This window comes from Azospirillum sp. OGB3 (genome assembly GCF_014192915.1).
Taxonomy (GTDB): Bacteria; Pseudomonadota; Alphaproteobacteria; order Azospirillales; family Azospirillaceae; genus Azospirillum.
The window spans coordinates 204,856-218,435 of the sequence record NZ_JACHYN010000001.1 but is presented as its reverse complement, the minus strand read 5'-3'; the positions used below and the strand labels follow the sequence as shown (position 1 = coordinate 218,435).

General features: G+C 70.5%; 11 protein-coding genes. 2 read left to right on the top strand and 9 right to left on the bottom strand.

The window, feature by feature from the left end; all coding sequences use genetic code 11:
- Positions 1-2: 2 nt before the first annotated feature.
- Complete coding sequence (locus FHW79_RS01060; RefSeq protein WP_035671151.1) at positions 3-1,400, bottom strand: hypothetical protein; 1,398 nt, start codon at positions 1,398-1,400, stop codon at positions 3-5.
- Positions 1,401-1,680: 280 nt separating this feature from the next.
- Here FHW79_RS01060 and FHW79_RS01055 point away from each other — a divergent pair, with 280 nt between their 5' ends.
- Complete coding sequence (locus FHW79_RS01055) at positions 1,681-3,633, top strand: right-handed parallel beta-helix repeat-containing protein (protein ID WP_183177280.1); 1,953 nt, start codon at positions 1,681-1,683, stop codon at positions 3,631-3,633.
- A gap of 4 nt (positions 3,634-3,637) precedes the next feature.
- Positions 3,638-4,228: a demethoxyubiquinone hydroxylase family protein gene (locus FHW79_RS01050; protein ID WP_183177279.1), complete on the top strand. Its 591-nt coding sequence runs from the start codon at positions 3,638-3,640 to the stop codon at positions 4,226-4,228.
- 3 nt (positions 4,229-4,231) lie between these two features.
- On the opposite strand, the gene FHW79_RS01045 is transcribed toward FHW79_RS01050, so the two are convergent.
- The 8 genes from FHW79_RS01045 to FHW79_RS01010 form a co-directional block, all read right to left on the bottom strand.
- Positions 4,232-4,756 (bottom strand): hypothetical protein, encoded by a 525-nt coding sequence (locus tag FHW79_RS01045; RefSeq protein ID WP_183177278.1) that lies wholly within the window; start codon positions 4,754-4,756, stop codon positions 4,232-4,234.
- Between the two features lie 80 nt (positions 4,757-4,836).
- Positions 4,837-5,985, bottom strand: coding sequence for a glycosyltransferase family 4 protein (locus FHW79_RS01040; RefSeq protein ID WP_183177277.1), 1,149 nt, complete (start codon positions 5,983-5,985; stop codon positions 4,837-4,839).
- On the bottom strand, positions 5,985-7,220 hold the full coding sequence (locus FHW79_RS01035) for a glycosyltransferase (RefSeq protein ID WP_183177276.1): 1,236 nt from the start codon (positions 7,218-7,220) through the stop codon (positions 5,985-5,987). Before FHW79_RS01035 ends, FHW79_RS01040 begins: the two co-directional genes overlap by 1 nt.
- On the bottom strand, positions 7,217-8,518 hold the full coding sequence (locus tag FHW79_RS01030; protein ID WP_183177275.1) for a glycosyltransferase family 4 protein: 1,302 nt from the start codon (positions 8,516-8,518) through the stop codon (positions 7,217-7,219). The genes FHW79_RS01035 and FHW79_RS01030 overlap by 4 nt, the downstream gene beginning before the upstream one ends.
- A gap of 6 nt (positions 8,519-8,524) precedes the next feature.
- The gene (locus tag FHW79_RS01025) at positions 8,525-9,502 is read right to left on the bottom strand and encodes a GDP-L-fucose synthase (protein ID WP_183177274.1); all 978 of its coding nucleotides are present in this window, start codon (positions 9,500-9,502) and stop codon (positions 8,525-8,527) included.
- Between the two features lie 14 nt (positions 9,503-9,516).
- A complete protein-coding gene (locus tag FHW79_RS01020) occupies positions 9,517-10,515 on the bottom strand; it encodes an SDR family NAD(P)-dependent oxidoreductase (protein ID WP_183177273.1) in 999 nt (332 codons plus the stop codon).
- Positions 10,516-10,540: 25 nt separating this feature from the next.
- A complete protein-coding gene (locus FHW79_RS01015) occupies positions 10,541-11,896 on the bottom strand; it encodes a nucleotide sugar dehydrogenase (protein ID WP_183177272.1) in 1,356 nt (451 codons plus the stop codon).
- 230 nt (positions 11,897-12,126) lie between these two features.
- On the bottom strand, positions 12,127-13,572 hold the full coding sequence (locus FHW79_RS01010; protein WP_183177271.1) for a flippase: 1,446 nt from the start codon (positions 13,570-13,572) through the stop codon (positions 12,127-12,129).
- Between the last annotated feature and the right edge of the window lie 8 nt (positions 13,573-13,580).

Here is a 13,580-nt window from a genome sequence, read left to right as displayed (position 1 = left end):
CCTCACGCCCGGTCCGCGGGGAACCGGAAGACCGACATGCGGCTCTGCGCGAGCGGCGATCCGGCGGAGTCGCCGATCCACAGGCGCAGCGCCTTGGTCGCGCCGATCCACAGCAGGATGGGCAACAGCGAGAAGAAGCCGAACTTGACGATGGTGATGTTGCCGTCGCGGTACCATTGCAGCGACAGCGGGATGAAGGCGCAATAGAAAAGCACCGCGTAGCGGTTGGTGAAGCCCGACTCCCAGAACCAGCGGTGCAGCCGTCCCAGGATCAGCCCGACCACCACCATGGTGACGATCACGCCGATCCACCCCGCGCTCATCCAGCCGTCGCCGGCCAGCGAGGTGGTCAGGTTGGAGAAGTTGCCGAAATCGTGCAGCGACACCCATTTGACCGGCGCGCCGATGGGCTTGTCCGGCCACAGCATGCGCGGGATCGGCTCGGTGAAGAGCTGGAGATACTGGGTGAACCAGGTGTAGGTGCCCGACTGCTGCGGCACCGCCCACAGGATGAAGGCCAGGAAGTCGAAGTTGGCGATGTCCTGGTTCGACACGCTCTCCACGAAGGAGCCCTCGCCACCCTGGAAGATGCTGAACAGCTTGCCCGGATTCTCGGTGCCAGCCAGCACGCCGCGCAGGAAGTCGCGGTTGTTGCCCAGCGTGTGGAACAGCAGCAGCACCGGCAGGCCGCAGGCGAGCTGCCACCAGCGGAACCACTTGGTGCGCGTGTGGTAGAGGATCAGCAGCACCATGCCCAGCACGCCCATGATGATCGCCCAGCGCCCCCAGCCCAGATAGGCGCGGTAGCTGACGAAGGCGATGAAGGGGATGAAGGACAGCGGGTGGAAGCGGCTGACCCAGATGATGCCCAGCGTCAGCGGCAGGCCCATCGAATGGGCCTCGGCGATGTAGCCGGTGGTGTTGACGTAGACCGGCTGGCCGGTCAGCGGGTCGCGCTCCATCTGCACGTCGCCGGTGCCGGTGAAGTCGGCGCCGTCCTGGCGCAGGATGGCCGAATAGATGGCCAGCGGCCCCAGCGCCGCCACGGTCAGGGCGAAGGCGGTGATGTCCAGCCGGTCGAAGGTGAAGGTGGGCGCCCGGCTGAGGTCCGGCTTGACCCGCCCGGCCCAGCCGCAGGCGACGGAGAAGGCGACCAGCGCGACCGAACTGACCGTCAGCGACTTCACGAACTCCGCCGCACTCGGCCAGTAGCCCATGAACAGCCAGGCGTTGTCGATGCCGAAGCCGTGGACCAGCAGCGGGCGGATCACGAAGACCAGCGTGTGGAAGATCAGATAGTAGGTCAGCGGGTGGAACATCGACGCGGTGCCGGTGCTGAGGAACACCACGGCGACCAGGGCCACCACCAGCACCTGCGCGATCAACGCCGTTTCGATCATGCCGGACTCCGCCTTACCTCGTGAACGCGCGGCACCGCCGGCCACGGCCGGTGGTGTGACGGCCGGTGGGGCGGTGTCGTCGTGCCGGCCCCCGGGAGCGACGGCGGCACATCCGGAAGCAACACCGCCGGTCCCGGTCGGGTCCCCCCGTCCGGGAGCGCAGACGGCGAGGTCCGTCCGGTCAGGGCTATCCGCGCCACGCCTTCGAGGCACCCCGTCCGCGCTTTTGCTTCATCCGCCCCCCGCCGCCAGTTTCGCTGGGGTGCCGAACGGAGGTGATATGACGCGCCGGATTCCTGGACTCTTCGCGGGCGGGCTGTTGTGGCTGGTCCTGTTGCTGGCTGGCCCCCACCCGTCCGTCGCGGCGGAGCCGGCGATCCACGTCTCCCCGCAGGGCGACGACCGTTGGTCCGGGCGGGTCGCCGCCTCCACCCCGGACGGGCGGGACGGCCCGGTCGCCACGCTGGCCCGCGCGGTGGAGGAGGCGCGCAAGCGCGGCCTGCACCTGATCCTGCTGCGCGGCGGCACCCACCGGCTGACCGACACGGTCACTCTGGGGCCGGAGGATTCCGGGCTGCGCATCGCCGCCTTTCCCGGCGAGACCCCGGTCCTGTCGGGCGGCGAGGTGGTGACGGGCTTCAAGGCGGAGCGGGACGGCGTCGTTTCCGCCCCGCTGGCGCGCGAGCCGGGCCTGGACGTCAGCGCCGGCGGGGCGCGGCTGCGCGCGGCGCAGAGCGGCGCCTTCGACCCGCAGGACCCGATCCGCAGCGGCTGGTTCGTCGCCCAGCAGACCAAGGGCGGCGGCGACAAGCGGCAGTTCCGCTTTCCGCCCGGCACCGTCCAGGCGGCTTGGGCGGTCCCCGGCGTGCGCGTCCAGGCGCTCGACCGCGAACGGCAGGCCGACGACATCCGCGGCATCGAGCGCATCGACCGCAACGGCACGCTGGTGCTCGACCGCGACGGCTGGTACCCGTTCCGCGACGGCAGCACCTTCCGCTTGCTCGGCCATCCCGACTTCCTGAAGTTCCCCGGCCAGTTCGCCTGGAGCGCCAAGGACCGGCGCCTGCTGCTGCGCCCCCACGACCCGGCGGCCTTCGCCCGCGACGGCGAGGCGGTGGTGGCCCGCACCGCCCCGCTGATCCAGGCGGAGAAGGCGGACTCCATCACCCTCGACGGGCTGTCCTTCGCCGACGTGCCCTACAACGGGGCGGCGGTGCGGCTGGCCGGCGGCACCGGGCACCGCGTCCTCGACAACCGCTTCTCCGCCGTCGGGACGGGCGTTCTGCTGGTCGGCGTCGCGGACAGCGAGGTGCGCGGCAACCGGCTGGAGCATCTGGGGCGCAGCGGGATCGAGCTGACACCGGGTAGCGCCGGCAACCGGATCGTCGCCAACACCATCCGCCATGTCGGCGAGGTGAATTTCTATGGCGGCGGCATCATGAGCGCCGGGGTGACCCGCACGCAGATCGCCCACAACGACATCCGGCACGCCGCGCGCTACGGCATCTCCATGAAGAACTGGAACCCGGAGACGAAGAACACCGACAACGTGATCGAGTACAACCGCATCCGCGACGTCGGGCGGGAGACCGCCGACCTCGGCGCCATCGAAACGCTGGGGCGCAGCGACATCGACACCAGGCTGGTCATCCGATTCAACGACATCCGGGGGACCGGCGGGATCGCCACCGACGCGGCGGGGCGCTGGATGACCCGCTACAAGGGCTTCGGCATCTATCTGGACGACCTGACCAACGGCGTGCGGGTCGAGGGCAACTTCCTGGAGGACACCGGCTGGGCGGCGGTCTTCGTCCATGGCGGCGACGGCAACCGGGTGGAGAACAACATCGCCGTGCTGACCGACGAGCGTGACCGCTTCCTGCGCTTCGAATGGGTGCCGAAGGCGGGGACGGCGGGCTTCCTGCGCGACAACGAGGCCAGCCGCAACATCATCCACGCCCGCGTCCCGGTGGAGCAGCTGGTGACGGCGCTGACCGGCGGCGAGTACCGGCTGGAGAACAACATCTTCGACCGGCCGGGCCGCGGTCTGCGCGCGCCGGGGGCGCCCGTGGAACGCACGCAGGCGCGCTCCGTCCAGGGGGGCAACCTGCCGGACCCCTATTTCATGAACCCGGCGAAGGACGACTACCGCCTGCGTCCGAACTCCCCCGCCCTGAAGATCGGTTTCCAGGATCTTCCCTGGTCGCGCATCGGGCCGGAGGGGGCACGCTGAACCCATGGACACGCACAGCCCGTCTCCCGAGGCGCCGCCGTCCGCCACCATCGGGCTGGCGCCGCCGCGCCTCGACCTGTCCGCCCTGCCGGCGCGCATCCGGCGCGAGCTGCGCGCCAGCCATGTCGGCGAGACCGTGGCGGTGGCCCTCTACGACGGGGTCGCCGGCGCCACGACCGACCCGGAGGTCCTGCGCTTCGCCGCCTCCCACCGCCGGGTCGAACGGCGGCACCTGCGGCTGTTCGAGGCGGTCCTGCCGCCGGACAAGCGCAGCGCGCCGCTGGCCTTTTGGCGCTGGTCGGGCCGGGTGATGGGCGGGTTGCCGGCCTGGCTCGGCCCGCCCTACTTCTACGCGGTGGTCGCCGGGGTGGAGGCCTGGGTGGACGGGCATTACGCCCGGCAGATCGCTCTGGCGCGGCGGCTCGCCCCCAATCCGGCGCTGCTGGATTTGCTGGAGGCCTGCCGCCTCGACGAGCGGCTCCACGCCCGCGACGCCGCCCGCCTGGACCCGGCGCCGCCCTGGACCGCTCGTGCGCTGGCGGGGGTGGCGGTGTTCCTGTCCCGCGTCGGGGTGAAGGCGGCGCGCTGGGTGTGACGGTTACTTGCTGCGGATTTCCTGGAGCAGGACGCCGAGCATCTGCTTCAGTTCCAGATGATTGTCGTTGTGGACCTTGTTCGACGCGGCCAGCGACCCTTCGAGGTTTTCGAACCGCTGGTCGATGGCTTCGAAACGCTGATCGATGGCCTCGAACCGCTGATCGATGGCCTCGAACCGTTGGTCGATGGCTTCGAAACGCCGGTCCACCTTTTCGAAGCCCTGCACCATGTCGGTGCGCAGAGACTTCACCTCGGTTTCGAGCGCGGTCAGCCGGCGGTCGATGTGATGGCCAAGATGATCGATGGCTTCGTTGAACTTGTCCTGCGTCACGTAAGCCATGCGTGCCATCCGTTCTTGCGCGGAAACCGGCTCTGTTGAGCGTCCGTGCGTCGGAGTGTGAACCGCTTTCGTGTCACTGTCGATGGGTTCGTCCGGCAGGACGGCCCTGGCTCGGGTCGAGCGGATGGATGGGGCTTTGTCGGCGGGCGTCATCGAGTCGGTCGGATTGCGGATGTATGCGCTCATGATGGCGCATTCCGGCCCACGGGTCCAGCCGCCCCGTCCGAAAACGCGATTGATATCGAGGAAGTTCCATCGACGCGAGACTACCCCATGGCGCGCTTCGGGCGGACGGCCGGCCCGGCGGCTTCGGGCAGCGGGCCGGCGATGCGGTCGAGCAGCGCGTCCATGCCGCTGTGCCCGGCCTCGTGGGCGGCGCGGGCACGGGCGTGGGCCTGTTCGGAGGCGAGCGCCAGCGCGTCGCGGTCCTTGGCCCACAGGCGCAGCGCCGGCAGCACCGCCTGGATGAAGTCCCGGTCCTGGGGGACGAGGCCGGGGCGGGGGATGTCGCTGCCGATGCAGCCGCGGTCGTAGGCGAGCACCGGCACGCCCGCCGCCATCGCCTCGAACAGCACCAGCGGCTGCGCCTCGTTGCGGTAGCGGGTGGGGAAGACGAAGACGTCGATGTCGCGGTAGAAGGCCGCCTTGGCCTCGTCGTCCACCGGGCCATGATACTCCACGTCGCCGTCGAAGGCCGCCAGCCCCGCCGCGACCAGCGCGTTGTCCATGCGCCCCAGCCCCGGCCCGGCCAGCACCAGCTTGACGTCCACCCCCTCCGACCGCAGGGCGCGCAGAAGGGTGAACAGCGTGTCCAGCCCCTTTTCGGCGCACAGGTTGGACAGGTGGCCGATGCGCAGCGGGCCGGACTTGCCGTGGCGCGGCCGCGGCACCGGCGGGGTGAAGATGGCGTTGGAGACGCTCATCGCCGTCTTCGCCGCCGGGTAGAGCGCCTGGAAGCGCGCCTGCATGGCGGGGCAGAGCAGCACATGCATGCAGTCCGTGCCGGCCAGCCGGGTCAGCAGGCTCATCCGCCACGTCGGCTTCGAGATGGTGGCGAAGGAATGGTGGTGCAGCGTCCGTTCATAGCCGAACAGCCGCGCCGCTCCGGCCAGCGCCGCCGTGTAGAAGATCCCCAGCCCCGAATCGACGGGCATGTAGAAACGCCGTCCGGGGATCGTCGCCCCGGCCGCCAGACGCAGGCCGGCCAGCAGCACGCGCATCGCCTTGGCGGCGTGGTAGCGCAGGCCGCCGCCGTTCCAGCCCGGCGACAGGTCCGCGACCTCCACCGTGGCCTGGACCGGGCCGCGATCGCGCAGGCGGTCCAGCACCAGGGCGGTGACCCGGCTCATCCCGTCCGTGGGCGGGGGAAGGCGGCCCGAGACGACGATGTGGGGGGTGTTGCGGCGGTCGGTCATCAGGCTTCGCTTTCACGGGTGCCCTTGGGGGCGCTTTCGTTGGCGGTTTGCAGGGCGGCGGTTTGCAGGGCGGCGGTTTCCGGAACAGACGCTGCCGGGCGGGCGCCCAGGCTGTGCAGGGCCTTCTCCACGGCCTCCGCGAAATAGCCGGCGTCGGCCAGCGCCTGGAAGGGCCGTCCGTTGAGGCTGAGGCGCCGCCATTCCGCCTCGTCCGACGCGACGGACAGCATGTGGCGGGCCAGCCCCTCCGGGTTGTCGGGCTCGACGATGTGGCCGTTCAGGCCGCTGCGGATCAGCACGTCGCGGGCGCCGCACTGGTCGGACAGGATCGTCGGCACGCCCATCGCCAGCGCCTCGTTCACCACCAGCCCGAACTGCTCCTCCAGCGAGGGCAGCAGCAGGCACAGGGTGGAGCCCAGCGTTTCCGCGATCGCCTTCTCCTGAAGGAAGCCGCGGAAGAGGATGTGCCCCTCCAGCCCGCGCCGGGCGACCTCGGCCCGCAGATCGGCCTCCAGCGGGCCTGAGCCGCAGAGGTGCAGGGGCCGCGCCGCGTCTCCCGCCAGCCGGCGGTAGAGGTCGTAGGCCTCGACCGCGCGGAACAGGTTCTTCTTCGGCACGAAGCGGGCGATGATGGTGAAGTGCCGCTCGGCGAAGGGCACGCCGTCCGGCGCCGGAGTCATGCCGGACAGCCGGCGCACCCGCTCCAGCGACAGGGTGTCGTAGCCGATGAACAGCCGGTCCTTGGGCAGACCCAGGAAACGGTAATAGTCGACGGTGCGGTGGCTGCCCCCGATCGCCGCCTGATAGGGCTTGTAGAGCAGGGACTTCAGCGCCTCTCGCCAGAGGACGCGCGGCTTGTCGTCGAACTTGGAGGCGTTCATGTTGACGACGCGCCGTCCCATCAGCCGCATCGTCACCGCCAGGGCGAAGACGTCCGGCTCCTCGTAATGGCACAGGAAGACGTGGCTGGCCCCCGCCTTGCGGCACTCGCGCAGCAGCGCGCGGTAGACCTGGAAGGACGGGATGTCCGCCTTGGAGCGTCCGGGGAACAGCGTGACCTTGCGGAAGTGCTGCCCCTCCCCGGTGGAGTCCCAGGCGTAGGTGTGGGATTTCGACCCGACCTCCAGGCCGACCACGTCGTAGAGATGGCCGAGCCGTCGCCCAACCGCCTCAAGCCGGTCCATGTGGTAGGGGCCGAACATTTCCCAGGAGAAGACCAGGGCGGGTTTCGTCATGCGTCGTCATTCCCAAGCAGCAGCGTGGCGTAGCGCGCCAGGACGGCGCTGCGGCTGGCGTTGCCCTCCACCCAGGCGCGGCCCCGGCGGCCCATGGCGGCGCTCCGGGCGGGGTCGTTCAGCAGGTCGGCCACCGCCTGCGCCATGGCCTCCGGCGCGTCGGGCGGGGTGCGCCGGAAGGCGTCGATCTCCGTCCCCAGCCGGTCGAGCGCGGAGCCCGGCAGGCAGGTGCAGACGAAGGGCCGGCCGGCGGCCAGAATGGTGACCGCCTTGCCCGGCATGGCGAAGGCCGCCCCCTCCGGACGCTGCGGCACCAGATGCACGTCGCCCTCCGCCAGGCCCTCGGCGAGCCGGTCGGAGGCGATCAGCGGCGCGAACTCCACGTTGGGCAGCGCCATCGCCTTGGCCTGGGCCTTCAACTCCTCCTCCAGCCCGCCCTGGCCGCGCAGCAGCACGCGGGCGTCGGGGCGCAGCGCGTGGAGGTGGCGGGCCATCTCCAGCACCTGGTCCAACCCCTGCTTGCGGGCGAAGGCGCCGCTGTAGAGGACGGTCGGCGGCTGGCCCTCGGGCCGGGGCAAGGGGCGGACGGCGTCGGAGTCGACGTGGGGCGGGATCACCGTGATCGGCCGTCGCACGCCGAGATCGCGCAACACGTCGGCCATCGCCTCCGACAGCACGACGACGCCGTCGGCGCGGTTGAGCGCGGTGCGCTCGATCGCCTGGATGGCCTTCAGCGCGGCCCCGCCGCCCATGCCCAGGGCGCCGGCGAGGCCCGACTGGATGTCGTGGACGATGGCGATGTGCCGCCCGCCCGGCGCGCGGAAGCGGTCGGCCACGGCGACGCTGAAGATCGAGGGGCAGAGCGACAGCACCGCCTTGTGCCGCGCGACGCGCCCGCGGGCGCGGGCCGCCAGGAAGCCGGCGTGCAGCACCCCCTCGTGGATCAGCCGGGCCCTCATCCCGCCGCCCTTCGGCGGGATGGTGAGCAGCCGCTCGATGCGCACGCCGTTCACGGTGCGGCGGTCCTCGGCCCCGTCGGCGTAGCCGTCGTAGATGGCCTGGCCCGGATAGTTGGGACGCGCGGTCAGCACGGTCATGTCCGTTCCCGCCGCGGCGAAGGCCGTGGCGAGGTCGGTCATCATCGGCGCGCTGCCGGCGGGCTCCGGCCAATAGCTCATCGCCACCAGCAGGACTGAGGGCGGCAGGACCGATGGTGGCAGGATCGAAGGCGGGGGCGCGGTCGACGCCGCCGGCCCGTCGGTCACCGGTGCGCGCAGGGGTGTGGAGTCATCGGGCATCGGCGGTCACTCCGCGGCTTCGCCGGTCGTGGTGGCGGCGGGCCGGGAAGCCGGCGGGGCGGCGTTCTCCAGGAACCAGCCGTAGGTGCGGCGTAGCCCCTCCTGCAACCCGACCTTGGGCCGCCAGCCGGTGGCGAACAGGCGCGACACGTCCATCAGCTTGCGCGGGTGGCCGTCCGGCTTGCTCAGATCCTGGGTCAGCGCCCCCTCGTAGCCGACCACCCCGCGGATCAGCCGGGCCAGATCGCCGATGGCGATGTCCTCGCCGGGGCCGACGTTGATGATGTCCTCGCCGTCGTAGCGCTCCATCAGGTGCAGGCAGGCGTCGGCCATGTCGTCCACATAGAGGAACTCGCGCCGCGGCGTGCCGGTGCCCCACAGGGTGACGCTCGGCGCCCGCTCCGTCTTCGCGTCGTGGAAGCGCCGGATCATGCCGGGAATGGCGTGGGAGCCCTCCGGGTCGAAATGGTCGCCGGGACCATAGAGGTTGGACGGCATGGCGCAGATGGCGTTGAAGCCGTACTGCTTGCGGTAGGCTTGGCATTGGGTGATGCCGGCGATCTTGGCGATGGCGTAGGGCTTGTTGGTCGGCTCCGGCGGGCCGGTCAGCAGCGCCTCCTCCTTCAGCGGCTGCTCCGCGAACTTCGGGTAGAGGCAGGAGGAGCCGAGGAACAGCAGCTTCTTCACTCCCGCCCGCCAAGCCGCGTCGATGACGTTGGTCTGGATCAGCAGGTTGTCGCGGATGAAGTCGCCGCCGAAGCGCTCGTTCGCCAGGATGCCGCCGACCTTGGCCGCGGCCAGGATCACGTAGTCGATCTTCTCCCGGTCGAAGAAGGCGCGCACGGCGGCCTGATCGGTCAGGTCCAGCTCGTCGCGGCCGCGCAGCACGAGGTCGTCGTAGCCCCCCTCCACCAGACGGCGGACGATGGCCGAGCCGACGAGGCCGCGGTGCCCCGCGACGAAGATGCGGCTGTTTCGCTCCATGGGTTTCGGTTCCCTTATTCGGCGGCGCTGGCGATCGGGGCGTCGCCGTCGCGGCTGCGGGCGGCGTACCAGTCCACCACGCCGGGCAGACCGTCCTTCAGCGGGATGCGCGGCGCATAGCCGAGCGCGGAGAGGCGGGTGATGTCGGGGCTGCGCCGCTGGGTGCCGCCGGGGGCGGCCGGTCCGGTCTGGATGTCCGCCACCCGTCCCAGAACGGCGACGATCTGCCGGGCGACTTCGGCGATGGAGATCTCCTCCGAGTTGCCGACGTGGTAGATGCCGAGGTGTTCGCCGCGCTCGATCACCGTCATGATGCCGTCCACCGCGTCGTCGATGTGGACGAAGGCGCGGGTCTGGGTGCCGTCGCCCTGGATGGGGAAGGGCACGAGGACGTCCGACGTGCGGTCGATGGCCTCCACGGCGCGGCGCACGAACTCCGGCACCACATGCTCCCACCCCATGTCGGGGCCGTAGACGTTGTGCGGGCGGAAGATGGCGACGCGGTCGAAGCCCGTGCGGCCCCAGTTGACCGCCAGAAGCTCCGAGATCAGCTTCGACCCGCCGTAGCTGTAGCGCGGGTTCAGCACGTCCGGGACGACCAGCGGGATGTCTTCCGGGGTCGGCACCATCGGCGGTGTCTGGTAGGCCTCGGACGAGGAGGCGACCACCAGGTCGCCCACCCCGTTCGACCGGCAGGCGTCCAGAACGTTCAGCATGCCGCGCACGCCGACGTCCAGCACCACCTCCGGCTTCTCGTAGAAGTGCTTGGTGCCGTTGACGGCGGCCAGATGCAGCACGCCGTCGACGCCGCGCACCGCCTTGTCCACGGCCGCCGGGTCGCGGATGTCGCCCGACACGAATTCCACCGCGTCCACGGCGTCGCCCAGCCGGCGCGGGTGGCCGCGGGAGTTGTCATCGAGAACGCGCACGCGGTGTCCGTCGCGCACCAGACGGCGCACCAGGGCGGCGCCGATGAAGCCGCTGCCCCCGGTCACGAGGTAATGTTTCGGCATTGGTCTCTTCCCTCAGGCAGCGGCGTCAAGCGACATGGGCGAAGCGGGCGGCCCCGTGGCTGCCCAGCGCCACGTAGGCCGTGCCTTCAGGCAGGTCCACCTCGCGGCTGTTGAAGTTGTTCCAGAAGTCGTAGATGACCCCCGGCCGGTCCATGCGGCGCGCCAGATCGGGCAGCGGCATGGAGGTGAAGACCGGGTGGTTGTTCAGGATGACGGCGAGGTTGGCGCCCTCCACCGCCTCGGTCATGCTGTTGGCCGGTTCCAGGCCGAAGCCGCGGATGTCGTCCGCCGCCACCACCGCGTCGAAGCCGCGCCAGCGCGCCTTGGGGAAGCGGGTGCGCAGCTCCTCGAACAGCGGCTTGGCCATGGTGCCGCGCAGGTCGTCGGTCGCCGGGCGGCCCTTGAAGGCGAGGCCCATCAGGCTGATGGTCGGCTCCTGCGGGAAGCCCTGCATCGAGCCGGTCAGCCGCTCCAGGAACTGCGACACCTCGTGGGGCTGGCTTTCGTTGATGCGCCGCCCGGCGGCGGTGATGTCCATCTCCACCCCGAACCCGCGGGCGGATTCGATCAGGATGTGCGGGTCCTTCTCCAGGCAGGGGCCGCCGACCGGGCCGGGCAGCGGAAGCTGCGTGCGCGGGTAGCCCAGCTTGCCCGCCCGCGAGACCTCCAGCGCCGACACCTCCATGGCGTTGCACAGCCGGGCGATCTCGTTGGCGAAGGCGAAGGTGACGTCGCGGTAGGTGTTGTCCACCAGCTTGATCATCTCCGCCGTCTCCAGCGTCGAGACCTTGACCGTCGTCGGGGTCAGCATGCCGAAGATCTGCGAGGCGCGGGCCGCCACCTCGACGCTTTCCGCGCCGATGATCTGGGGAAGCTGGTTCAGCTCGATCAGCGCCTGCCCCTCCAGCGTACGCTCGGGGCAGAAAGCAATGTCGAAGCGCTTGCCGGTGCGGCGCAGGATCGGTGCCACCACCTCGCGGGTCGTCCCGAGCTTCACGGTGGAGCGCAGGATGACGAGGTCGCCGTCGTGGATGCAGTCGGCCACCTGGCGGGTCGCCGCCTCGATCATGTCGGTGCGCACGCGCCCGTCGCGGTCCAGCGGGGTGCCGACGGTGATGATGAAGACGGTGCAATTCCGGGAGCTGTCCGGCGTGCGGCCGAAGGTGAAGCGCCCGCGCTCCATCACATGGCGCAGCTTCTCGGCGAGGCCCGGCTCATGGAAATGGGGGACGCTGTGGGCCAGCTTGTCCAGCACCTCGTCCCGCACTTCCACGCCGTGCACCTGGAACCCCGCGTCCGCCATGGCCACGCCCAGCGTCAGCCCGACATAGCCGAGGCCGAGCACGCAGACGTTCCGGTCGGGAAAGGACTTTGGGAGCATAGTCTTTCGATCCTGCTTAGTGATTGGAGCATGCATCCAAAGGCGCCGCCATCCGCCACCCGCGCCATGCGCAATCCGAACGTCTTGCAACGCGGCATTGTTCCGGCCGTTCGGGGTGGCGTGAAATGGCTATGCCGTTGATCGGGCATTGTTTTGTTCGTGGTACCCCGGACCGGCGGCAAGGGTGCGTCCGGTCGGAGTCCGGCGGGATTCGGGATGAGGCGGGCGCATCATACCGCCGCCACGATCAGCCGGCGCAGCCGCGACGGGCGAACCAGCCCGGTCAGCAGCGCCGCCAGCGCGTAGACCGCGACCAGCACGCTGCCGCCGATCAGCAGCGCGGGCAGGGGGTGCGCGGGGGCCATCAGCTCCGGCAGCGCGTGGGTCAGCCCCATGGTCGCCGCCATGGCGAGCGCGCCGCACAGCGCCGCCCGCGCGGCGATTCCGAGATAGAGCTGGCCGACCGCCCGCCGGTGCAGCCAGGCGAGTCCGGCCATGGCGGTCAGCTCGGCGACGATGGTGGCGGCGGCGGAGCCCTCGATCCCATAGCGCGGGATCAGGATCAGGTTCAGCGCCGCGTTGGTCAGTCCGCCGATCAGGATCGCCGTCATGTAGCCGGTCTGCCGATGCCAGACGAGCAGCGGGTTGCCCATGGTCAGGTTGATGTGGACGATGGCGACCGCGATCATCAGCAGGCGCAGCGTGTCGGCGGCCGGCGCGTAGGCCGGGCCGAAGACGGTGCCCAGGATGGCCGGGGCCAGGGTGAAGCCGCCGGCGGCGATCAGCGCCCCGATGGACAGGATGGTCGCGGCGTAGTCGCGCATCCGCGCCCGCATCGCCTCGCGGTCGCCGTAGGCGGCGGCGAGCTGCGGCATGAAGGCGCTGAGGATGATGTTCCCGGCGGTCAGCGACAGCACCAGCAGCTTGGTCACGGCGGCGTACCAGCCGACCTCCGTCTGCGGCGCCATGAAGCCCAGCATCACCAGATCGAGGTGGGAGAACAGCGCCCAGGCGAAGACGCTGACCGCCATGGGGGCGGAGGTCTTCAGGATGACCCGCCACTTGGCGAGGTCCACCCGCGGCCGCGGCATCCGGAAATCGCGGCTGAAGCGGGCCAGCATCAGGGCGGCGTTGATGACGAAGGAGACGGCGGTGATGCCGGCGGCGACGGCCAGATCGTCCGGTCCGCGCACCAGCAGCAGCACCGCGACCATGTTGCCGAGCGACGTGCCGATCTCGCGCACCGCGATGACGCTCATCCGCTCCGTCGCCTGGTAGACGAAGTCGAGCAGCAGCGCGTTGCCGAGCAACTGCACCGCCTGGACCAGCAGCACCGCCTTGACCAGCGCCGATTTGTCGAGCTGAAGCACGAACAGGGCGTAGAGCCCGCCAACCAGCACAGCCAGCAGCATCCGCAAGGTCAGCACATGGTCGGCGAGATCGGTGGCCTTCTCCCGGTCGCGGGCGATCTCGCGCACCGCGTAGGTGGACAGGCCGAGATTCACGAACAGCGCCGCGTAGGCCAGCATGGAGGTGCCGAAGCCGAGCACGCCGAACCCGTCCGGCCCAAGCGCGCGTGCGGTCCAGGCCGTGGTGATCAGCCCGCTCAGCAGGGTGGCGACGCGGGCCAGCCCCAGCGCGCGTATGTTCAGGAAGATGCGTCGTCCGGCGGTCATTTGGTCTT